The sequence below is a fragment of the Hyalangium minutum genome (genome assembly GCF_000737315.1).
GTDB classification, from domain to species: Bacteria; Myxococcota; Myxococcia; order Myxococcales; family Myxococcaceae; genus Hyalangium; species Hyalangium minutum.
In genome coordinates, this window is sequence record NZ_JMCB01000014.1 from 215,311 (window position 1) to 238,488 (window position 23,178).

Consider the following 23,178-nt stretch of genomic DNA (forward strand, 5'->3'; position numbering starts at 1 on the left):
CCTGCAGCCCACGGGGGATGCAAGGCCCCCTGATAGACAGGAGGGGTACTCGGCGGCGCCATGCGAGCACTTCGTCATATCAGAAGATCGACTTGCGCGGCGGCGCGGCCCGGGTCACCGGGCGGCACTGGAGCAGCGCGAGCCCGCGCTCCCCCAGCGCCCATTCAATATCGAGCTTCCCGCCATAGGCCTGCTCACAAGCGCTGGCCAGGCGATGGAGCTCTCCGCACTGCGCCTCCGTGAGGCAGAGCCCCGTCCGGCGGGCGGGCTCCACCTCCACCTGCCGCGTGCCGCCGTCCTCCCCGAGCTGAATCTCCACGGGCTTCTCCCCCGCCACGCGCTCGAGCAGCCGGCCCTGTCGATCCATCCGGAAGCGATCCGGTATCACCTGCCCCTGCACCACCACCTCACCCAGCCCCCAGGCCGCCTCCACCAGACGCTCGTCTCGCCCCGTCACTGGATCGCACGTGAAGAGGATGCCCGCGACGCTCGCGCGCACCATCTCCTGAACCACCACCCCCATGCGCAGGCTCGCGGACACGCCCATCCGCTGCCGGTACACGGTGGATGCACTGGCGGACCTCACCACCTCGCCCACCGCCTCCACCAAGGACACCAGCGTCCCCACTCCCAGCTGGCTCAGGTGCTGCCCCGCGAAGCTCCTCCCACGGCTGTCCTCCTCCAGACCCGAAGAGCGCACCGCCACCGGGAAGCGCAGGCCCGAGGCCTGCTGGCGCAGCCGCTCCACGGCCTCGGGGGACTTGCCCTCCACCCTCGCCGCCAGCTCCCAGCCGATCGCCAGGCCCGGAGGCACCGGCAGCCCCGCGCGCACAGCCCGCGCGAGCCCCGCCGCCTTGCCGCCAAAGTGGCCCGCCTCCACGGCGTCCTCGAGTGCCACCACGTTCTGCGCGTCCATCACTCCAGCACCCGAACCTCCCCCGCCTCCCCATCCACCATCACCTGCATGCCATCCTTGATGCGGACAGTGGCCTCCCGCGTGCCGACCACTCCGGGGATGCCAAACTCCCGCGCGATGATGGCGGCGTGCGACAGCGAGCCTCCCGAATCCGTCACGAGGCCTCCCACCATCGAGAGGGCCACGTTGTAGGCCGAGGACGTCGAGTACGTCACCAGCACGTCCCCGGGGCGGACACGGTCGAGCTCTGCGGGCCCGTCCACCCGCCGCGCCGTTCCCGTGTAGCGCCCGCTGCTCACGCCGATGCCGCGCACCACCTGGCGATCCGAGGCGGCCTGGGAGTCCGCGTAGGCGCGTGCCCAGACCATGTTGATGGCCACCATCCGCTGCAGCTCCTTGGGAATCACCGACAGCGGAGGGGGTGGCTTGGGAGCTGGGCCATACATCTCGGGCACCTCCCGGCTCAGGCGCTGTCGGTTGCGCGCCCGAGCCGCCAGCTCCTCCGCCGACGGCCCGCCCTCCCCCAAGAGGAGCGCACGCATCTCGTCCAGCTCCGCCTCCAGGAACTGGTGGGGCTCCTCCAAGAGCCCTCGCTGCACCAGCCGCGCCCCGGCATGCAGCACCGCCCGGCGAAGCACCCCGGAGCTCCACGAGTCTCCATAGAGGACGCGCTCATCCCTCAGGCGGTAGAGCTCCCGCGCCTCGGCCAGGAGCGTGTCGAACAGGGGACGGTGCTGAGCGGGGACGCGATCACGCACCTCCGCCAGCCCGTCCTGCGCGCCCGGCTCTGGCCGCGCGGAGGACTCGAGCGCCGCACGGATGCCCACCAGCAGCAGCTGGGGCTGCTCGAAGCCCACCGGCGAGCCGATGTCGTAGCCGCCGAGCAGCCGGTAGCCCACGAAGTCCAGGTACTCGCGGGCCTCGCGCCCCACATCAGGATGCGCCATCAGCGCGTCGAGCACGTCCCGAGGCGGCTCCTGCTGGCCCAGGAGCGCCTGCGCCCCCGGCGAGGCCTTGAGCGCCTCCACCAGCACCTGCAGCTGGGGCACGCGGTTGGCGGACACGGGAGACGCACCGCTCAGCAGCCGCTGCAGCCGCGCATCATCCAGGCCGGTCCACTCCTGGGCATGCACGATGAAGTCCCCCAGCGAGGTGAGCGCCGTCTGCGTCAGGCGGCCATGGTGATACATCGACCGGCGCAGCTGGGCGTTGCATGCCGCCACATGAGCGAAGAGCGCCGAGTCCGACAGCTCGTCGAGCTTCACTCGCAGCAGCGCCCGGTGGATGCCGATCAGCTCGGGCTTCAACTGCGTGTTCCAGTGGTGGAAGTCCTCCCGCCACGGGCGCGCCTGGAAGACCGTGCTCGCGATGCGGCGCCGCTGCACGAGGGCCGGGTGCAGGTAGAACATCAGCTTCATCACGGACTGGGGCGGATCAAACGGAGGAGGCTCTGCCGGTGCTCCCACGGGCCTGACCTGCATGTAGACGAAGCCGTCCACCACGCACAGGTCCATGGTCTCCATCGGCGAGCCATACTTCGTGCACGTCTCCCTGAAGCCCCGGGGGAACTCCTGCACGAACGCGTCCCGGCTCAGCGGAGGCATGGGCCGAGGGAAGTGGTTGTCCAGAATCCAGGTCCCCTTAAGCACCCGCCCTTCCCGGTCTCGCACCGGCCCCGTCCGCTGCCCCTGGCCTGCCTCGTTTCCTTGATGTGCGTGCATGGTGACTCCCCTTCCTCTCTCCGATCTTTTCACGAAAGAGGAAGGGGGTGGACCCGGAAACGTCACGAATTCGTGACACGGTGTTATCACCGTTCTTGCTCAAAGCACCTTCAGATACTCCAGAAGATCCCTGCGCTCCTGCTCCGGCAGCTGGGTGCCATAGAGGTGTCCACTGTTGGCGTTACCCACCACGCTCGTGTCGTAGCGGAAGCCCACAGCCTCAGCCTCTGGCCCCTGAGTGACGTACCCGACGCGCTCCGGGTCGAAGACGTTGTACCCGCGGTAGAAGAGCGTGGGCCGCTGCTCGGGGGGCAACAACAAATCCCAGAGCGTGGGCACCGAGCCGTTGTGCAGGTACGGGCCACGGGCCCAGATGCCGTCGATGGGCATGTTGCTGTAGCCCTGCGTCTTCCGGTACGAGTCGAACTTGAAGGGCGGCATGTCGATCTTGTGGAAGTTGTCCACGAGGCTCTGGGTGAACGACTGGAGCCTGTGCGGGTCCGTGCCCACCTCCGCCACGGGAGTCACTCCGCCCACATCCTGGCCCTGGAACGAGTGGCACCTCGCGCAGTTCTGTTCGTACAGCCCCTGGCCACGCTGGGCCGCATCCTTGTTGATGGGGAACGGGTAGGAGGGAGGCGCCAGGTTCAACAGGTACTGCGTCACCCGGTTGAAGCTGGGCAGCAGCACCGACTCAGGCGTGGCGCCAATGGCCATGGCCGCCGCGAAGTTGCGCTCGTGGATGTTGCCGTTGTTTCCATCCCAGTGCAGCCAGAGCTTCTCTCTCGGCTTCTGGTTCCACACCTGCGGGAGATCCGTGGTGCCAAGGCTGCCGTCATCCCCCATGAAGAAGACGTCGATCTTGGTGGGGTTGAAGGTGTCGGTGCGGCCGCGCCCCTGCTTGGGACGGTTCTTCTGCCACGCGTACTCGCCCCGCTGGCGAAGCAGACCCGACTGCGTCATCGGAATGATGGCGAAGCGGTAGTACAGGGACTCGATGGTCCCCATCGGGTTCTGCTTCTCAATCGCCGCCAGCACGTTGGACGCGGTGAAGCGGGGATCGGCGGCACAGTCGTAGAGGAAGCGCTGGAACCCCTCCAGGTCCAGCTCATGGGCGGGAGCGGCCGGGAGCACCCCATTCGGGCTGCTGGCCGAGGCCCGGTACGAGCCGCTGTGGCAGAGCGCGCAGTTGGGCTCCACGCTCGGGTAGCCCAGTTCCCGCCGGGCGAACCCGACAGGCAGATCCTGGTTCGGCTCCTGGATGAAGCCGAAGGAGGCCCAGCCCTGCTCCGGGAGAGGGAGCTTGTCCTTGCAGAGCACGGGCATCACCTTCCACAACCAGTAGGGAACGCGTGAGCTCATGCTCAAGCCAATGGCGCCGTACTTGTAGTGTTCCTCGTCCGTGGCGTAGCTCGCCTCGGGCTCGGCCCGCATCAGGTAGTACCAGGTGTTGTAGCCAAACAGCCCCAGCAGCACCGCCACCAGCGCCGCGGCCACCCGCTCCGGCAGCGGCCGGCCCTTCAGCACCAACACATCCCACGCTTCGGCGAGCAAGGCCTTGAGGTTGGCGCCGCTGATCCGCAGCTCGGGGGGCATGCCCGTCTGGAGGAGCACCAGCTGCACCAGGGCGAACAAGCCATCCGAGATGAAGAACGAGGTGAACACCTGGCGATCCGGCTGGCGCATGATGCTGAACCAGAAGATCGCGGCGATGACCCGGGAGCTGACCACGATCCAGGCCGCCGCCGGGCGCCGCAGGGGATCCGCCACGGCGGGCAGATACACCAGCGACACGCCCAGGAGGACGATGCCCGCCATGGTGAGCCAGATCCCCGAGAAATCCACATACTGAGCCCCGATGGCCTTCGCGATGAGGCCCTGGGAGAACAGCGCGGGCAGGATGAAGCCGAGGTTCAACACCGAGCCCAGCCACACCACCCGCTGGAACCAGGTGAGCCCTCCCCGCTCCATCTTGACCGGACGGAAGGCCCCGGCGGCTCGCCCCAGGTTGCCCAGGCTCAGCCGAAGCTCCGGCGGCAAGCCCAGCTGCAAGAGCACCAGCGGCAGCACCGCCAGCGCTCCATCCACCACCAGCAGCGGGAGGAAGTCCTTGCCGTAGGCCGGATCCAGCACCAGCCGGAGCCAGTAAGCGGAGGCCAGCACCTTCTCCAGCACTACCAGCCAGGCCACGGGCGCGAACTTCACCGGATCCCTGGCGGTGGCGAGCATGAAGAGGCTCAGGGGAATGAGCAGCATGCCCATGTTCCCCAGCCAGACGCTGGAGAACACCACCCGCCCTGTCGCCATCATCGTGCCGAAGACATCCGGCTGGAAGATGGCCGCGGCCGCGAACCCCACCTGCCCCACCGCGCCCACCACGGCCACCCACGCATACACTCTCAGCCAGCGGTTCACGCTGCACTCTCCTTCCCGGCCGGGACCTGCGCCTGATCCTTCTTCTCGGCGGCCTGGGTCTGCTCCAGGTGCTCGAGGATGCGGCCGTAGACGTCCTGGGCCGCGTTCTTGCCGAAGATGCAGTCGATGTGGCCGTAGTCCGGGATGACGACGCGGGAGTAGAGCGCCGCGCCGTTCCGCTCGCTGAGCACCTGGAGCGTCTTCTCCGTGCTCTTCGGCAGGAAGCACTGGTTGCGTTCGCCATGGATGAAGCGGATGGGGATGGCCATGCGCTCCAGGTGCGGCAGGTAGACGTTTTCGCCGTGCGCGTCCACCACATGGCCCTTGTTCACCATGGTCGCCAGTCCCTCGAGCGCCGTGATGGTCGCCTCACCGAAGAGCTCGTGCAGCGAGTCGTGCGTCAGCAGGTTGAGCTGCTCGTGCTGGTAGAGCAGCGAGTAGATGAAGCTGATGCGGTGGCACACCGCGCTGTCGCAGTGCTCGCTCTTCCCCACCGGGTAGGCGGCGAGCGCCCGGTCGTAGAGCCGCGAGAAGAGGCCCTCGCCCTTCTCGGCCTCGGTGGTGAGGGACTTGACCCCCACGAAGTCCAGGAGCTGCGGCAGGTGCAGCCCGGACTTGATCGACACCATCGTGGGCGTCTCCACGTGGGTGGAGATCTGCGAGCAGACCGCGGAGCGCACCCCCTGGAGGCCCGCCAGCATGGCCATGGTGAAGGTGGTGGAGCCGTAGCAGTGCGCGATCACCTGGATGTCCGTGGCCCCGGTCACCTCGCGCACCTTGGCCACCGCCGTCGGCCAGTCCTGGGTGGCGATCTGATCCGCCGTGTACTGGGCCTTCGAGGCGGGCAGCAGCGTGCTGGCGCGGTAGTCCAGCAGCCACACGTCGTAGCCGTGGGCGCAGAGGTACTCGAGCAGGTTGGTGTTGATGGTGTCCGTGGAGAAGATGCGGCTGGACACGCCCAGGCCGTGCGCCAGCATCACGGGGCCCTTGCCGCCGGCCTGGTAGCGCGTGAGCACCAGGTCCACCCCGTCGGGGGTCTTGAAGCCATACAGGTGGGGCGCTGGCGCACGCAGCGGTCGCCGCTTGCGCGGGGGCGCGTTCGTGTCGACGAACTGCAGCGGCGAGAGGATGCCTCCGTAGTATTCGAACAGGACGCCCGCGAAGTACTTGCCGAACTCCAGCGACAGCTTCAGGCGCTCCGCCGCGTCCTTCGCGTTGAAGACATCCATCGTGGTGAGCTGGTGCATGAAGTCTTCCGGAGCGATCTTCAGCACGCCCCGGCCCAGCACCTTGCCCGACTCATCCTTGCCCTCGTACACGGTGATGTAGAGGGTGGTGGTGTCGTGCCACATGTTCGTGATGGACCGCTCCGTGACGACCTTGAAGCCGGTGAAGAAGAAGGTGCGGCCATCATCCGCCGTCAGCAGCATCCGGTACTTCATCCGCCGGGTATCGGCCTCGTTGGGATCCTGGACGAAGAGGTTGAACACCCCCTGGTTGGCGGTGAGCGGCTTGTCGGAGAGCGCGGGCGCGCGCACCGTGCCCACCATCCGGGCGGAGTGGTCCGGCTGCTTCATCATCGCATCGACGTCCTCGGAGACGATGGTGAGGATGAACTCGAAGGACGAGCCCTCCTTCTCGCCGCGCGCGGCCGCCGCCACGTAGTCCGTGTCCGTGGACGGGGCGAAGAAGCCCTTCATCGTCTCGGTGAAGCGGATGCCCGGCTTGCGGTTGTTGGCCAGCAGGGGCATGGGCCCCTTCTTCGAGTAGTCGATCGTCCAGCCGCGCTCCGCCGCGAGCCGCATGGCGCAGCGCTCGGAGATCGCGGAGATGGTGAGCAGCGGGTTGACGCCCAGCGATGTGGGGACGACGGAGCCATCACACACGTACAGCCCGTCGTACGTCGCCTCGCCGGCGTTGGAGGCGAAGACCTTGTTCTCGTGGTTGACCACGCCCTGCTCGGCGCTGTCCGCCATGTTGCAGCCACCCAGCGGGTGCACGGTGATGAGGCTCTTGCCGAGCAGCTTCTCCCAGACGGGATCCCGGGTGTAGATGCCCTGGAGCGCCTGGGTGGCTCCCATCAAGCGCTTGTCCACTGTCTCGAAGATGGGCCGCTTGCCCACGCCCGCCCACTCGATGCGCAGCCGGTCCCCCTCCAGCTTCATGGCGCCGTCGCTGCCGTCGTGGCCCATCACCAGATAGGTCTGCGTGTTCCGAACCGCGCCGTGGTAGGCGCCGAGGATCTCGCTATCGACCTTGCGCAGTTCCTGCTGCACCACCAGGCCCGGGGCCGTGTTAGAGCCCTCGAGGTCGGCGGCCGCGGCGAGCATCGCGGGCAGCACCGGAGCCAGCGCGCCCGGGATGGCGCCCTCCTCCATGATGAGGTCGTCCTCCACCTTCTCCTGGTTGCGCATGTCGATGATGCTGGTGATGGTGGGCCCCACCTCCCCCGCCTCGTGCTCGGACCGGGTCCCGAAGCCAATGCCCTGGATGGCGGACTCGTTGTTGTAGGCGAAGCCCAGCACGTCTCCGTTGCCGCTGAAGCCCTTGCCCACCTGATCCGAGACGGGCAGTCCCTGCTGCTTGGAGCGCAGGAGGATCTCGGAGGAGCCCAGCGCGCCCGCCGCCAGCACGACGATGTCCGCCGACACGGTCAGCAGCGGGGCGTCGAACTTCTCCCGGCCGGTGTCCAGCACCTGGTAGTGGACCAGCCACTTGCCGTCCGAGCTGCGCTCGACGTAGCGCACGCTGGTCTCGCAGTAGATCTCCGCGCCGTGCCGCTTCGCATCCGGCAGGTAGTTCATCAACACGGTGTTCTTCGCGCCGACATTGCAGCCGGAGCAGCAGTCACCGCAGTTGTTGCAGGCCTTCTGGAACACGCCGGCGGCATTCTCCCCATCCTCGAAAGTCACGTTGATGGCGGTGCGGTAGAACTTCTGCCCCATGGCCTCGGCGGACTTCTTCATCGCCTCCAGCTTGGGGAGCTTGGGGCGGGTATCCGGGTAGGGCTGGGGCCTCAGCATCGCCTCCGCGAGCGAGTAGCCCGCATCGAGCTCCTTGCTCTTCTCACCGCGCAGGGCCTGGGGCCAGCGCGGGTTGTCGAAGACGCGGGCCTCGGCGCGGATGGAGACGTTGGCGTTGATGAGGGAGGTGCCCCCCAGCCCGCAGCCCACCAGCACGTTGATGTCCGGGTTGCAGTGGAAATCGAACATGCCGGTGCGCGAGCCCACATGAGCCGAGGGCATGTTCAGCTGCATGTTCTCGGTGGCCTCCAATACGGTGTTGGGGAACTCACCGGGCTGGCGCTCGCGGCCGCGCTCCAGCACGCAGACGCTCTGGCCAGCGCGCGACAGGCGGGAGGCGAGGATGGCGCCACCGTAGCCAGAGCCGATGACCACAGCGGTGTAGTGGGGGCGAATTTCCTCAATGGGTGAAGCGAGACGATTCATGCGCATGGGACCAGCTCCGGGAGAAGCAACAGCGGGGGCAACAGGGACATCGACACGGGGTGAAGAGGGAATCGCGCTGCCAGGAGGCGCGCGCCGCTGCGGCTCCTTGCGCATGGCAATGCTCTTCGGAGGCGTGAGCGGCTGAGGGGCCACCTGATAGACGCCCCCTTCGTCGGTGACGTGCCGGGTGCTGATGATGAAGCGGCTCGCGGCCTCGTCGATCTCCACCTCGGTGAAGGTGCAGTAGCGACGCTTGTCGTGAGCCTTCATGTCGGGCTCGGACGGACAGCTGAACCCGCAGTTGGAGTAAAGGCTCTCCGCCATGAAGAGCTGGTGCTCGTCCTCATCGACGGGCACGTGGGTGTGCCCCATCACCACCACCGGGTACTTGAGGTCCTCTCCCAACCGCTTGGCGAAGTGGGTGATGTTGTTGAGCACGTCCACCTCGGCCAGCGCGAACTCCCCGGGGAAGGAGCCATAGACATTCTTGTTCTTGCTCGCCGTCTCCTCGTAGCTCTTGAGGATGGACGGGTAGGTCTTCACCACGTCGGAGACGCTCAACCGCGTGCCATCGAGCATCTCGAACGTCAGGTCACGCGACTGGCCGGTGACATCAAGCAGCGCGCTCAGCACCACGTCTGACAGGGAGCTCCGCCCGTGCTCCAGATCCTTGAGGAGCTCCTTCAGTGCGTCTTTGGCCAGGGGCCAACCCGTGGGATCGCCGCCTCCCGGGAGCGCGGCCGCGGTGGAGCCCGGGGGCATGTGGCTCAGCTGCTGGAGGGACCACAGCGCCGCCATGCGGGTGATGAAGTGCGCGAAGGGCAGGCCGTTGCGAGGGTTCTGGATGTAATCGGGAGCATTGAGCAGCGAGAAGTGGTGACCATGGGTGCAGACCACCTGCCCCCTGCCCGCGGGCGGCTCATACAGCAGCGAGTTCACGAACCGGGGGGAGCGGCCCTTCGAATCGCGAATGAGGGTCAGGTCCTTCGCGGTCACCGCCATGTCGTGGTTGCCGCCCACATAGGTGACACGCCCCTCGAGCGCCTCCACCGCCGCACCGAGCGCGCCGGGAACCCGCTGCCCATTCACCACTCCACCGAACACCTGGGGATTGGCCGCAGCGATGTCCGCGAAGGACGGAGGCCTGCGCGACGGCTCGTAGGTCCACTGATCCACGAGGTCGCCCACCACCACCAGCTCCTGAATGGAGCTCGCCTGCCGCTGGATGTACTCGAAGGCTGCGAGCAGATACGGCTCGTGGATCGAACGCTGGTACCAATTCGTCGCAGCGTTGATGCCAATGTGGAGATCGCTGAAGAGAACGATTCTTGGGTTCTGGGGCATAGACAGCCTCGACTGCAAACCCATGGCCAAGAACACACGACAGAGATCCCGAGGCAGGATGTCCCCTTGCTTCTCAAAACGTTCGTTCTGACATGTCAGAGAGGGGGGAATTGACATGCCGGGAAAGAGGACTGACACGTCGGCCTCCATCCCCCCATCTCCACAGCCCCGATCTCACTGCATCCATGGATGGGCTCTGAACTTGCAGAGGGCAAGGTCACACCCCCATGGGCCCAGACACGGGCCAGGAGTACGGCATGTCCTACAGCAACCAGCAGATCATGATGACGCTCGCGGCCCTCGCGAGCACCGCGTCGAACCAGCAGATCTTCGAGTCGGTCGAGCACCAGGAGGCGCGGGCGCTGAAGTGGATCAACAAGATCCTCGCCGAGCCGGGGCTTGCCACGGGCGGCGCCTGGCAGGCCATCTGGGTCGGGCTGAGCGCGGATCGCGCGAACCTGTCGTACATCGCGCAGAACGCGTCGAAGACCCAGTTCGCGGTCAGCATCCGCGGCACCGACTTCGCGATCAAGATCGACGTGGCCGAGGACGACGACGTGTCAGAGGTCGTGTCCTTCGCTGAGCAGGCCGGTGCGCCGGCGTGGATCTCTCAGGGCGCGATGGAGGCCTTCCAGGAAGTGACGGGCACTGTCTCCTCCCAGAGCAAGACGACGCTCGCGCAGGAGCTGCAGAAGCTGGCCAGCTACCACCCGGGCGCGCAGTTCTTCATCACCGGCCACAGCCTCGGCGGGAGCGTGGCGACCACCGTGGGGCTCTACCTGCAGAACCTGGCGAAGAGCTGGAGCACCCCGGTCTCGTTCCAGGTGTACACCTTCGCGGCGCCCACCGCCGGCACCCAGGAGTTCGCGGCGCTCTTCGCCAAGACCTTCGCCCAGAGCTCGTGGCGCGTCTACAACCTCTTGGATGCGGTTCCCAACGCCTGGCAGACGCTGTCCAAGGTGAACGACTTCTTCCCGGGCGGGCCGAAGGCGACCCCCATCGTCCAGGATCTGATCACCAAGAAGCAGGCCTCCACCAACGGCAACGCCTACACGCAGCCCGTCACCAAAGAGGTGCCGCTCAACCAGCAGGGGCTGCGCGACATGAACCACATCGCCAACGACACTTATGACTTCCTCCAGCAGGTAGGCTTCCAGCACGACGTCAACACGTACCTGACGCTGCTCGAGGCGCCGACGGTCACCGTCAATAAGTAAGGCTGAAACCGCCCCCGGTGACGGCTCTCAGAGCGCAGGCCACCTGAGGTCAGTGCTGGACGTCTGACGGCCGTGGGAGCGAAGCGTTATTCCCCGTCTCGCTTCGCTCCCAGGAGGAGCCCGCACGCGGAAGCTCGAACCAGAACGTGCTTCCCTTCCCTCGCTCGGACGTGACGCCGACCCGGCCGCCATGCCCCTCGGCCAGCTTCTTGACCGTCGCGAGCCCCAGGCCGAGCCCATCGGCCCCCACGGCCTGTCCACGGAAGTAGGGCTCGAACAAGGAGGGTAGGATCTCCGAGGCAATCCCCGGTCCCGTGTCGCGGACTTCCGTTCGAATCATGCCGCCCTCCACCATGACGCGAAGGGTGACCCGCCGGACCGGCGCGTCGCCCATGTACTTGATGGCGTTGCGGACCAAGTTGCCGAGCAGACTCAGGTAGGCCCCCGTGCTGCAGGCTGCGAGAACGGGTGGAACCGGCTCGGCATGGAGCTCGATGCCGAGTTGCTCCGCTTCGGCCGAGAAGCCGCTCACCAGATCCTCAACCGCCGCGCGCGGCTCCGTGCGAGCCCCCGGATCCGGCCTGGCTCCCGAACGCGCGAAGTCCAGGAGCGCCCCGGTGATCGCATCCGCTCGCGAGAGGCTCCGGATGATGCGCTGGATGTTCCCGAGAGCCACTTCATCCGAGCTCTTTCGCACCACAATCTCAGCGGCCAGGCGGGCCGCCGAGAGCGGATTGCGGATGTCATGGGCCACGCGGCCCGCGAACTGCTCCAGCTCCGCGGCACGTGCCTCCAGAGACTTCGTGTGCGCGTCGAAGAGGACGCGACGGGCCCGGGCCACGCGATAGAGCAACCACGCCACGGCCACGGCCAGGATGCCGCAGAACGCATTGAGTCCATTGGCGAGCCACATGGTGTGGCGGCGGGTCTCATGGATTCTCTCCGCCATCTCCCGGCCGCGGACGGCGTTGTATTCGATGGCACTTGTGATCGCCTCGAGGGTCTGCCGGCCCAGGGGCTCCACCTCGCCTTTGAACAGCGCGCTCGCCTTGGCATCTCCTTCCGCTTCCACGGCCGCGCGTGCGTCCCGGACGGCGTGGTCGAAGCGCAGCCAGGACGCCTCGGCCCCGATTCTCACGGACTGCTCACCGGGGAAGGAAGGCAGAATCAAGTACTCGCGCATCCCCTGTTCCACCTGGGCCAGCGCCGTTTCCAGGGAGCCTCCCAGCTCCGGCCGGAGCATGGGCTCGTGGATGAAGCGCGTGAGGAGCAGTTCCACCTCCAGAACGGACCTGCGGACGGATGCCAGGCGCTCGATGCTGGGAGCCGAGTTGTAGATGATGCCCTCGGAGAGCTCACCGACTGCCGCGGACGAACGCTGAACGATGAGGTTCGTCACGAGGAAGCTTCCCACGACGGCAGCAAACGCGAGGGAGAGCATCTTCCCAGACACGGCATTGCCAGGGGGCAGTGGAGGAGACATGTCAGTTCCATGTGTCTCACGCCCTTCCAAGTCAACCTCCATGCCGATGGGCCGAGCCCTGCCCCGCTGGGCCGGTATCGCGGGCCGCTCAGTATCTCACAGATGGAAGTCGCCCGCCGCCTCGGGCTGGTAGAGCACCTCCATGATGCGGAGCCTGGCACGGCGGGCCTGGGGCAAGGGCCATTCAATGGTGTCATCCACTCGGAGGCCCAGCAGCGCCAGCCCGACCGGCGCCAGGATCGAGACCCTCGACTGCTCCATGTCCGCTTCCTCCGGGTAGACAAGCGTCGCCTCACGACGGCGGCCTGTCTCCACGTCCTCGAAGAGGATGCGCGACCGCATGGTGACGACATCGGGCGGAATCTCGCGCTGGGACACCACGACCGCGCGGTCCAGTTCCAGCTCCAATTGCTCGGCCGCGGAGGCCCGAGAGCCCTCGAGGTACCGCTCGACAACGGTTCGCAGCTTCGCCATGTCCTCGGCGGTGATTCGCAAGGCCGGAGAGGTGGAGGTGAAGCGGGCATCGATCTTCGCGGGTGAATTCATGATGAACCTCGGAGCCCCGGGCGCACCACGGCGGCCAGAGGCTCTTCAGCAGAGAGGGGACGGATGAGGCGGGGTGAGCTTGCGAGCAACGAAGGCGGGGTGCGCCGTCGACGGTGGGATTAACCCGTGACCGTCGAGGCGCAGAACCCAGGGCAAGGCGTCTTGCGGACGCACCTTCCCTGAGTGCCGTGCGTCGGCATCGATGCGCTCAGGGAAAAGGTGAATCGGGACAAGACGCCTCCAGGTACCGCCCTAAGGGTATGCGTCCTCACGTTCTTCTGCAACCTACCGATGCCGGTGCCCCAGGGGGCACGCCCTGTCGTGTCCCTCAAGCCGAGTCCCGTGGGCGAGCGCTCGCCAACACGCCTCGTCAGTGTTGCAAACATGTCAGCGCACAGACACTGCCTTGAGACTGGGGGATCATGGGGGGAGATGCGGAGCGGATTTAGGTTTCGCCATGTTGCCGAGTAGCTCGAAAAGAGAGTTTGTGCCTGGCTGAATAACGCTTCGGCCAACGCTTGTGATTCAAGGGCTGGCTTGTTGCCACGAGCCGCCCCAGGGCTCCTCATTGCCTGAGTCCTTGCAGGGCACTGTCGGCGCAGTACCGCAGTACGTGTTGCAGTATTGCCAATCAATAGGAGGAAACACCCAATGGATAACACCCATGAGCCGCAGACGGAGCAGGACACCCAGCCAACCGATGAGGAATTGACCGACGAGCAACTGCTGCAGATGGCCGAGGGCTCCTGCACCTGGGGCGCCAACTGCGGCAAGTAGTGGTGGCCCTGCTCTGAAACCTCAATGAAGTCCCTCACCGACGACATGGAACTCAATCTCAACACATCGTTGAAATGGGTGGAGCCGCTGCTCCCTCCATTGCTCATGTCGCCGGTGAGCTTCTCTCGCATCCAGAGAGCCGCGCGACTGCTGCCTCGGTCCGCAGCAGATTTTCTCGGCTTCGAGTGCCGTCTGGTGGAGAGCGACTCGCAGACGGACTGTGCCCTCAATCTGACAGCGGATGGAGCTCGCTACCTGGCCGGGCGCCATGAGGTGGCGCTGCCAGAGGAGTTGCGGACGGAGAGCTGGCAGCGCGTTCAGCGCTTCTATCAAGAGTGGGGAGATACCCGGGAGCCCGCCTATGTGGACGCGGGGGCAACCTGGCTGGAGTTCGACACGGCTTCCGACGAGCTCAGGCCCAATCTCCTCTTCGGATATTGGCCCGGCAAGAAGGAGATCCGGCGCTCCCTGCCCTGGCTGGTGCAGTCCATCATTCCCATGCTGCTGGGCATGCCGATTTCACAGGCGCTTCAGAGCAACCTGCTTCGCTGCTTCGAACTGTGTCCGCCCGGGACGGACGACTTCCAGGTCGGGCTGATGATCGCCCGCCACATCCAGGCCGTGCGGCTGTGTGTGTTTGATATTCACCCAGACGAGGCGCCTGCCTACCTCGAGAGGGTGGGATGGAAGGGCCCGATGGATGAGGTCCGCCGGACCTTGGAGGTGCTCGCGCCGCACGCCGACTTCATGGGGCTGCATCTGGACGTGGGAGAACAGCTCTATCCCCAGATCGGGATCGAGCCGGGCTTCGTCGCGGGCCCTTGGGCTCGCCAGCCTCACCTGGAGCCTCGCTGGCATCACCAGTTCGAGCAATTGGTGAACATGGGCCTGTGTACGCCCTCCAAGCGCGACGCCTTGCTGGGCTGGGTCGGCCATCAGCGATACCCGGCGGACTCGAAGGATGGAGGGCTGGTGCTGCTGCGGGGGCTGAGCCACCTGAAGATCGTTCTGCGAACGGGCGCCCCTGCCCTGGCGAAGGCCTACTTCGGTATTGCCGACCGGCCCCTGAAGGCTGGGAATGGAGTGGCTTGAGCCATGGATGCAGCCATTGCCGCGGCGCTGGACTTCCTGTTGAAGGCGCAGGACGCACGAGGAGCGTGGAAGGACTTCATGCTCCCGGCCACCCAGAGCGACGTCTGGGTCAGCGGCTTCGTAGGGGAGGTGCTGGCCGGCCTGGCCGAGCCCGAGGCGCGGCGGGCCGCAGAGGCCGCCTGGCGGTACCTCGAGGACGTGGGAGTGCCGGGGGGAGGTTGGAGCTACAACACCCGGGTCCCAGGAGATGCCGACAGCACGCTCTGGGGACTGAGGCTGGCGGGGGCGCTGGGGTTCGGAGACGCTGCTCGAGCGAAGGCTGCGAGGGACTTCCTGGAGCGCCACCTGCGCGAGGACGGCGGCATGGCGACCTATGCGTCGGCCGAGTCCGTGCGGGATTACATCGGGTTGCCGCCGGAGGTCTCCTTCCAAGGGTGGACGGGTTCCCATGTGTGCGTGAGCGCCGCAGGCGCCAACCTCCCCGCCTACCGCGAGCGGCTGTGTGCGTACCTGCTGCGGACTCAGGATGAGCACGGGGCCTGGCCCGCCTATTGGTGGTTCGACGAGGAGTACGCCACCGCCGAGGCCGTGGCGGCCTTGGCGGCAGCCCATGAGGCCTTAGTGCCTGCGTCCGAGAGACTCTCCCGGATCGAGCGGGCCGCGCAGTGGGCGCTGGGGCGTGTGGCTCGCCACCTGGAGTCCGTAGACACGCGGCCTCCGTCGTTCGCGCTGGCGCTGGCGCTGCGGGTGCTGACTCGCGCCAAGCCCTCACCGCAGCGGCAGGAGGCCCTCGCCCGGGGCGTGTCCCAGCTCTGCGCCTGGCAGAAGCCTCAGGGCGACTGGTCTCCTTCTGCCCGGTTGCGAGTGCCACGTCCGGACGTGGTGACGCCGGAGTCGAAGGCTCCTTGGACGCTCTGGAAGGGGCTGCCTCCCGGAGTCGCCTCGGCCGAAGACATCTTGCGCCACACCTTCACCAACTACTCCCTGGATCATTACGCCGTGTACACGACAGGGACCGTGCTTCGCGCCCTGAACGAGGTGCGCGTGCTCCAGGGATGAGCTGGACACGAGAAAGGGGGGACCATGACGGGACTGCCGAAACTCCATGCAACCCAGCCGCTGGCCGAAGCCCATGCGGAAGCGCTGCGCGCTGCGGGCCACGTGCTGCTTCGAGGCGTCTTCTCTCCCGAGGAGATCGCCGCCTACCGCCCCGCGCTGCGGGACTACATCCTGGAGAAGCGGGAGCGGCTCTCCGCGGGGGAGCGCAACCTGGGTGCGAGCCCGGAGAACACGATCTTCAGCCTCGGGGATGCCCCCCAAGCCGTGGCCGACTTCGTGACGGCGCCACGTCTGGGCGAGCTCACCGCCCGGTTGCTCGGCGTCGAGGCCGTGCGGATCCTCCACTTCTGCGGCTTCTTCAAGCCCGGGGGAGGCCCGCCCACGCCATGGCACCAGGACCTGAGCTTCATCCCGTTGGACAGTGATCGGACGATCTCCGCCTGGATCCCGCTGATGGACGTCACGCCGGAGATGGGAAGCCTGGTCTTCGCCGAGGGTTCTCATCAGCAAGGCTATCAAGAGCCCTCCGCCGCGCACCGCTTCTGCCTGGCGCGCAACGGGGCGATGAAGGCCGGAGACGTATCGCTCCACATGGGGTGGACCCTGCATGCCGCCGGGAGGAATGAGAGCGCGAGGATGCGAGAGGCGATCGCCGTGTGTTTCTACGCGGACGGCGCACGGGTGACTTGCGGGGAAGGATTGCCGTTCCGCCGCAGCTTGATGACGTCCTACTTCGCCGGGCTCCGCCCGGGAGACGTGGCCGCAGGTCCCATGAACCCCGTGGTCTTCCGGCGAAGCGGCCCGCCGGCTGGCTTGGAAGGAGCGCATCCGTGACTGCACATGGTCCCCTTCCCTCCCTCGAGGAGAAGTATGAGCTGCCGGAGGAACAGCTCGAGACGTTCCGCCGTGACGGACACGTCAAGCTGCGCGGCGTCCTGTCTCCCGCGGAGCTCGAGACATACCGCCCACACCTGAAGCGCGTGGTGGAGTCGCACAGCGCGGAGACGCACGCCATGGAGCGCAAAGTGGCGGGCCACGGGAAGAACTGGATGTTCGTCAACAACCTGTGGACGCAGGATGACATCACTCGCCACTTCATCCAGAGCCGGCGCCTGGCACGGCTCGCGGCGGAGCTGCTGGGGGTGGAGGGCGTCCGGCTGTTCCGGGATCAGTCGTACTTCAAGGGTCCCGGTGGCTCCAATACGCCCTGGCACCAGGACTCCCGCTTCATGCCGCTCGATACGGACAAGATCATCACCTTCTGGGTGCCGCTCACCGCCATCACCCCAGCCATGGCGCCCATGGGCTACGTGACAGGCTCTCATCAGGCCGGGTACCTGGGCACCTCGAACGGGGACGATGCATCGATGGACCGCTTCGAGGAGGAGCTCAGCGGCAAGGGCTTCCAGATCGCCAACTACGGCTCCTTCGACGCCGGCGATATCGCGGCGCACTGGGCCAGCACGCTGCACTCCTCGCGCACCAACACCGCGCCCATCCTTCGGGAGATCATCGTCATCGTCTATTTCGCCGATGGGGCGCGCGTCGCGCCGGAGAAGCCCCTAGAGAAGCTGGCTCCACCGTCGGAGTTCTACGCCAACATCATCCAACGAGAGAACCGGACCACCTCCTTGCCCGGGCTGAAGCCGGGAGCGCTGGCTGCCGGGCCGATGACTCCTCTCGTCTACAGCCGCTCGTGGGATGAGCACGACGCAAGGAGCCCCATCCCATGAGCGCGGCGGAAGAACTCGGCCTCGAGGATCTGCTGGCTCCCGTCGCCCCTGAGGTCTTCTTTCGTGAGTACTGGGAGCAGAAGCCGCTGGTGACACGGGGGAGGACGGAGGACTTCTTCGCGCCCTTGTTCACCCTCCGGGACGTGGATCGGGTGATCTGCTACCAGAAGCCGGGGCCCGGGCGGTTGGATCTGGTGACGGCGGGAGGTTTCGTCCGCGACAACTTCCTCAACCTCGACAACACCGCCAACATCAACCTCGTCTACGAGAACTATCTGAAGGGCAGCACGGTCATCCTCAGTGGTCTCGAGGAGACGTGGGAGCCGCTGGTGGTGTTCTGCCGGAAGTTGGAGGGGCAAATCAGCCACCCGGTCGCCGTGGCCGTCTACCTGACGCCACCCCATCACCATGGCGTGCAGCCTCACTTCGACACCCAGGAGAACTTCATCCTTCAGGTGGATGGGGTGAAGAACTGGAAGGTGTATGGGGCCGCGCAGGAGTTGCCGCGCGTCGAGGGCTCCTACACGCCCGTGCCCCGGGAGCGGCTCCCCGAGCTGCTGCTGGAGACGGAGCTGCACCCAGGAGACATGCTCTACGTACCTCGGGGCTTCGTGCACGAGGCGGAGGCGCGGGACAGCGCCTCGCTGCACATCACCGTGGATGTGCATGTGCGCACCTGGCGCGACTTCCTGGAGGACGCGCTGGCGGCCATGGCGGACCGTCACCCTCCGTTCCGCAGGTCCCTGCCTCCGGGGCTCCTGAACGGCTCGCTCGCGGTGGCCACGCTCGAGGAGAAGTTCCGGGAGTTGGTGGAGCTCATGCACCGCGAGGTGCGGCTCGCGGATGCACTGGGAAAGCATGCCGAGAAGCTGATCGTCTCCAAGCCGCCGCCGCCGGACGGGCACTTCGCCCTGCTGCACGCGGAGATCGGCCTGGACACGCCGCTGAGGAAACGGACCGCGATGCTGACTCGGCGCTTCCAGGAGGCAGCGGGGGCGGGCATCCAGTTCTCCGGCAACCAGCTCCGAGGCCCCGCGAAGATCGCTGAGGCACTGCGGTACATCGATGAGACCGAGTTCGTGGTGCCGTCTCAGCTCCCAGGGGGGCTGAGCGACAACGAGAAGCTGGTGCTCGTACGGCGGCTGGTGCGGGTGGGGCTCCTGACGCACGCTTCGGAGCGGACATGAGTCTGGCGAGACTGCTCCATCCCCTCGCGCCATCGGTCTTCTTCGAGGGGGCCTGGGAGCGCAAGCCCCTGGTGCTCCCTGGGCCGTCTGAGCGCTGGTCCGGACTCTTCTCCTCCCGCGATCTCGGCCGCCTGCTGGCCTATCAGCCGCCCCGGGCCATCGAGGGAATGATGCTCGTCAAGGAGGGCCGCCACTGGGATGAGAACTGGCTGAAGCCGGACGGCTCGCCACGCCTGGAGCAGGTGCAGGCCGGATGGCGCGAGGGCTACACGATCATCATCAACAAGGTGGGTCAGTTCTGGGAGCCGGTGGGCCGGTTCTGCGCCGCGGTGGAGGAGGAGCTGCACCACCCCGTGGGTGGCAACCTCTACATGACCCCCTCTGGGGCGCAGGGCTTCAAGGCCCACTTCGACATCATGGATGCCTTCGTCCTGCAGGTCGAAGGTTCCAAGGTGTGGCAGGTGCGCGGCCCACAGCTCAGGCTTCCCTTGCCGGACGAGCACGCCGCGACCTCGCCCGAGTCCCTGCCTCCCGTCATCCTGGAGCACGAGCTGAAGAGCGGAGAGGTGCTCTACATCCCCCGTGGCTTCGTCCACGAGGCCCGGACGGCGCGAACGCACTCGGTGCACCTCACCCTCGGGTTGCAGGCCGTCACCTGGAGCGATCTGTTCACAGCGGCCCTCACCGCCGCCCGGCAAGATGAGCGGTTCCGCAAGGGGCTGCCTCTTCGCTTCCTGGAGGGCTCCGCCATGATGGAGCAGACCTTCCGGGAGCTGCTTGCGGAGCTGCCACGGTACCTGGAGTTGGGTCCTGCGCTCACCCAGCTCGCCGAGCGGCTCGTCGTCCAGAAGCCACCGCCACCCGCCGAGGATCTGCTCGAGGGGTCCGTGGAAGTGGAGGCCAGCGCCGTGCTCGCGCGGCGCCCAGGTGTGGTGCTGCGTGTCATGGAGGGCCCCGGATATGCGGGCCTGCAGTACTCTGGAGGCAAGTTCATGGGGCCCGCCAAGATTGGCCCCGCGCTGCGGCACGTTGCCCGCAACTCCGTCCTCCCCGTTCGGTCGCTGCCGGGCCTGAGTGAAAAGGAGCAGCTCGTTCTTGCGGGGCGGCTGGTCCGCAGCGGGGTGCTCGCTGTGCGGGAGGCCTCATGAGCCAGGAGCGCCTGGCGGAGGAAGAGGCCGTGCGCCGGATTGCGGCGCGCGCCTCGACACTCTGGGATCGCCTGGAGGGCGCCTTCGTTCCGGAGGAGGGTCCTGAGAGTGCACAGCTTGCGAGCGAGCGTCTCGCGAAGTGGCGCGCCAAGGCCGCTGGAGGCGACGAGCGGCTCTTCCAGAAGCGGCTCGAATGGCTTGGCACCTCGCCGCAGAAGGTGCGGCCCCTCCTCGGCGATGTCCGGCTCGATGGGCCGATCCCTGCCTGGACGCGGACGTTCCAGCGGGCCATGGCGCTCCGGCGCCCGGCGGGCCCAGGAGGACAAGCTGCCCCGTTTCCCTTCGGCGAGCTGATGCTCCCTTTCGTGGAGGCAGGGAAAGAGCTGCTGGCGCCCGAGTGCCGCGCCGTGTTCACGGCGGAGGCCTTCGATCACCTGTTGGAGGATCTGGTCCACGAGCTGAGCTATGTCGCGGCACCGACCCTGCTGGCGGAGTTCACGAGCTTCCGCTCACGGCAGGGAGGCGGCGCGGAGCCCACCTCCCGCAGGCTGTACGAGGCATTCACGGCCCATCAGCTCGGGGAGGGCCTGTGGCAGCTCTTCTCCGACGCCTCTGTGCTCGCGCGGCTTCTCTCGACTGTCACCGAGCAGTGGGCTCGCCACGTCAGCGAGATTGCCCGGGCTGTGAAAGCGGATCAGCGGGAGCTGCAGCGGGTCTTCACCTCCGGAGCGCCGCTGGGGCGGATCACTTCCATCCAGCCCTCGCTCTCGGATCGGCACCAGGGTGGACGCACCGTCGCTCGCGTCACGTGCGGAGGAGGGTTGCAGCTCTTCTACAAGCCTCGCGGCCTGGGCGTGGAAGATGCGTGGTACGGCCTGCTCGAGGAGCTGAATGCACGCGGGGGAGACTTCCGCCGCCTACGGGTGCTCGACCGGGGAGATCGGAGCTGGGTGGAGCCGGCCCTCCACGCGCCATGCGCCAACACCCTGGAGGCCCGGCAGTTCTACGTCCGCGCGGGGATGCTGCTGAGCCTCTTCTACGTGCTCGAGGCCTCGGATTGCTTCTACGAGAACATCATCGCCGCCGGCGCCTTTCCCGTCCTCATCGACACGGAGACGTTGATGCACCACGTCCCCCACCGGAGCCAGGACGGCGCCTTCCATTCCGTGATCCATGCGGGCTTTCTGCCCTCGTGGGACGTGGGGCCTCGTGGTGAGTGTTTCGACATCAGCGGACTGGGCGCCACCGCAGGCCAGGTGACTGGCTACCTGCGACGGCAGTGGCGGCACGTCAACACCGATGCCATGGCGCTGGAGCATGTGCCCATCCAGGTAGAGACGGACGAACACCTGCCCAAGCTGAACGGCGTCTCCCTGAGGGCGGCTGACTACACCGGGGAACTCATCGAGGGCTTCTCGATGATGTACCGCCTGCTGCGCAAGCACCGGGAGGAACTGGCCCGGCCCGAGTCCCCGCTCGCGCGCCTGGGCACTCAGGATATCCGCTTCATCTTCCATGCCTCCCGCTTCTATGGGCTGCTGCTGAAGCGGTTGTGCTCCCCGCAGCACATGAAGACCGGCGTGGAGCGGAGCATCGAGACGGACATCCTCAGCCGCTTCTATGTGGAGTCGCCGGAGAAGTCCCACTACGTGCCTCTGCTCGCGGCGGAGTTGGAGGCGCTCGAACGGCTGGACATTCCCTGCTTCAAGGCGCGTGCAGACAGCCACGCGCTCACGCTGCCCACGGGACAGGTGCTGCCCGAGGCCTTCGAACAGAGCGGCAGCGAGCGCGTGTGGCGCAAGCTCTCTGCACTGGATGAGGCGGATCTGGAGCTGCAGATGCGCTTCATCCATGGCTCGCTGAGCATGGCCAATCCCCCCCAGGGGGCCAAGACCGGTGCACGGCCCAGGCACGCGGCGGCCTCTCAGGAGACGGGGCCTTTGACGCGCGAGGAGCTTGCCGCCGAAGCCTCCTCCATCGGCGCCACGCTGCAAGAGCGGGCCCTCTTCGCGCCGGTGCGCATGGATCTGTACGGCGGGCTGGGGGGCATCGCTCTGTTCTACGCGGCCCTGGAGCACGTATCCGGGCAGGGCCGCCGGATGGCCCTCGCGGCTCTGTCCTCGCTGAGGCGGTTCGTGGCCACGGAGGACGCCCGGCGCGCGGCCCAGGAAGGCTACCCCTTGGGAGCGGCCACGGGGGTGGGGTCCTTCCTCTACGTGCTGTGCCGCTCCGCCACCCTGCTGGGTGAGCCCTCCTTGCTCGAGGATGCCACGCGGGCCGCAGGCCTCATCGCCCCGGAGGTGATCGAGGCCGACAGCGCGTTCGATGTCATGTCAGGAGTGGCGGGCGCCATCCTTGGGCTGATGACCCTGCACCAAGCGACGGGAGCGGCAGGGGCACTCGAGAAGGCCTTGCACTGTGGGGAACACCTGCTGAAGCACCAGCTCCCCTGCGAGCCGGCGGGGGCCTCGTGGCGCACAAGGAAGGGCCGACCCCTGACCGGATTGGCGCATGGGGCGGCGGGGATCGCCCTCGCGCTGCTGCGCCTCCATGCCGCAGTGGGGGATGCGCGGCTGCGTCAAGCGGCTGAGCAGGCATTGGCCTTCGAAGATGCCGTCTTCGTCCCCTCCGAGGGGAACTGGCCCGACTTCCGGCAGGCCCACGAGGGAACTCCCGCCTTCATGAGCGCGTGGTGTCACGGGGCGCCGGGCATTGGCCTGGCGCGCATCTCGGGACAGGCCTTGCTGGACTCGCCGCGAGTCCGACGAGACATCGAGGCTGCTGTCTCGTCCGTGAGGCAACAGGGGCTGGCGGACAAGGATGGGCTGTGCTGCGGACAGACAGGGAGAATCGAACTCCTCCTGGCCGCCGCGAGGGTGAGCGGAGATAGAGGGCTCGAGGAGCTGGCGCTGCGCCAGGCCTCCTCGGTGGTGAGGGGCGCCCGGGCCAGCGGCTACCGGTTCTCCGGGGTCGCGCGGGGCGGCTTCTTCGATCCGTCCTTCTTCCAGGGGCTCTCGGGCATCGGCTACCAACTGCTGCGGCTCGCATTCCCGGGGCGGCTTCCCTCGGTGCTCGTGTGGGAGTGAGGGGA

Annotated in this window: 15 protein-coding genes; 9 read left to right on the forward strand and 6 right to left on the reverse strand. The window is 67.0% G+C overall.

Features of this window, described 5'->3' with window-relative positions; all coding sequences use genetic code 11:
• Positions 1 to 79: 79 nt before the first annotated feature.
• From DB31_RS31625 to DB31_RS31640, 4 genes are all read right to left on the reverse strand, one after another.
• Positions 80 to 916, reverse strand: coding sequence for a PEP/pyruvate-binding domain-containing protein (locus tag DB31_RS31625; RefSeq protein ID WP_052420401.1), 837 nt, complete (start codon positions 914 to 916; stop codon positions 80 to 82).
• Positions 916 to 2,637, reverse strand: a complete 1,722-nt coding sequence (locus DB31_RS31630) for a PEP-utilizing enzyme (protein WP_083968913.1) — start codon at positions 2,635 to 2,637, stop codon at positions 916 to 918. The genes DB31_RS31625 and DB31_RS31630 overlap by 1 nt, the downstream gene beginning before the upstream one ends.
• A gap of 99 nt (positions 2,638 to 2,736) precedes the next feature.
• Positions 2,737 to 5,052, reverse strand: coding sequence for a c-type cytochrome (locus DB31_RS31635; RefSeq protein WP_205628605.1), 2,316 nt, complete (start codon positions 5,050 to 5,052; stop codon positions 2,737 to 2,739).
• Positions 5,049 to 9,845: an alpha/beta fold hydrolase gene (locus DB31_RS31640; RefSeq protein WP_169787124.1), complete on the reverse strand. Its 4,797-nt coding sequence runs from the start codon at positions 9,843 to 9,845 to the stop codon at positions 5,049 to 5,051. Before DB31_RS31640 ends, DB31_RS31635 begins: the two co-directional genes overlap by 4 nt.
• 257 nt (positions 9,846 to 10,102) lie before the next feature.
• Between DB31_RS31640 and DB31_RS31645 the strand changes: the two genes are divergently transcribed.
• Complete coding sequence (locus DB31_RS31645; protein WP_169787125.1) at positions 10,103 to 11,062, forward strand: lipase family protein; 960 nt, start codon at positions 10,103 to 10,105, stop codon at positions 11,060 to 11,062.
• A gap of 49 nt (positions 11,063 to 11,111) precedes the next feature.
• Here the strand turns inward: DB31_RS31645 and DB31_RS31650 are convergent, their stop codons facing one another.
• Together DB31_RS31650 and rnk are read right to left on the reverse strand one after the other, a co-directional pair.
• Positions 11,112 to 12,545 (reverse strand): sensor histidine kinase, encoded by a 1,434-nt coding sequence (locus DB31_RS31650; RefSeq protein ID WP_052420403.1) that lies wholly within the window; start codon positions 12,543 to 12,545, stop codon positions 11,112 to 11,114.
• A gap of 96 nt (positions 12,546 to 12,641) precedes the next feature.
• Positions 12,642 to 13,091, reverse strand: coding sequence for a nucleoside diphosphate kinase regulator (gene rnk / locus DB31_RS31655; RefSeq protein WP_044194454.1), 450 nt, complete (start codon positions 13,089 to 13,091; stop codon positions 12,642 to 12,644).
• Positions 13,092 to 13,742: 651 nt separating this feature from the next.
• Here rnk and DB31_RS51330 point away from each other — a divergent pair.
• Genes DB31_RS51330 through DB31_RS31690 form a run of 8 tightly spaced genes read left to right on the forward strand, consistent with a single transcriptional unit; the run spans position 13,743 to position 23,173 of the window.
• The gene (locus tag DB31_RS51330) at positions 13,743 to 13,868 is read left to right on the forward strand and encodes a hypothetical protein (protein ID WP_276203666.1); all 126 of its coding nucleotides are present in this window, start codon (positions 13,743 to 13,745) and stop codon (positions 13,866 to 13,868) included.
• A gap of 24 nt (positions 13,869 to 13,892) precedes the next feature.
• Positions 13,893 to 14,960, forward strand: a complete 1,068-nt coding sequence (locus tag DB31_RS31660) for a hypothetical protein (RefSeq protein WP_044194456.1) — start codon at positions 13,893 to 13,895, stop codon at positions 14,958 to 14,960.
• Between the two features lie 3 nt (positions 14,961 to 14,963).
• On the forward strand, positions 14,964 to 16,019 hold the full coding sequence (locus tag DB31_RS31665) for a prenyltransferase/squalene oxidase repeat-containing protein (protein WP_044194459.1): 1,056 nt from the start codon (positions 14,964 to 14,966) through the stop codon (positions 16,017 to 16,019).
• Positions 16,020 to 16,043: 24 nt separating this feature from the next.
• Positions 16,044 to 16,853: a phytanoyl-CoA dioxygenase family protein gene (locus DB31_RS31670; RefSeq protein WP_044194461.1), complete on the forward strand. Its 810-nt coding sequence runs from the start codon at positions 16,044 to 16,046 to the stop codon at positions 16,851 to 16,853.
• The gene (locus DB31_RS31675) at positions 16,850 to 17,752 is read left to right on the forward strand and encodes a phytanoyl-CoA dioxygenase family protein (protein ID WP_044194462.1); all 903 of its coding nucleotides are present in this window, start codon (positions 16,850 to 16,852) and stop codon (positions 17,750 to 17,752) included. Before DB31_RS31670 ends, DB31_RS31675 begins: the two co-directional genes overlap by 4 nt.
• Positions 17,749 to 18,939, forward strand: coding sequence for a cupin domain-containing protein (locus tag DB31_RS31680; RefSeq protein ID WP_044194464.1), 1,191 nt, complete (start codon positions 17,749 to 17,751; stop codon positions 18,937 to 18,939). Before DB31_RS31675 ends, DB31_RS31680 begins: the two co-directional genes overlap by 4 nt.
• Positions 18,936 to 20,087 carry a cupin domain-containing protein gene (locus tag DB31_RS31685; protein WP_044194466.1) on the forward strand — a complete coding sequence of 384 codons (1,152 nt, stop codon included), beginning with the start codon at positions 18,936 to 18,938 and terminating at the stop codon, positions 20,085 to 20,087. Before DB31_RS31680 ends, DB31_RS31685 begins: the two co-directional genes overlap by 4 nt.
• Entirely contained in the window at positions 20,084 to 23,173 is a 3,090-nt protein-coding gene (locus DB31_RS31690) for a type 2 lanthipeptide synthetase LanM family protein (protein WP_044194467.1), read from the forward strand. The genes DB31_RS31685 and DB31_RS31690 overlap by 4 nt, the downstream gene beginning before the upstream one ends.
• Positions 23,174 to 23,178 lie beyond the last annotated feature (5 nt).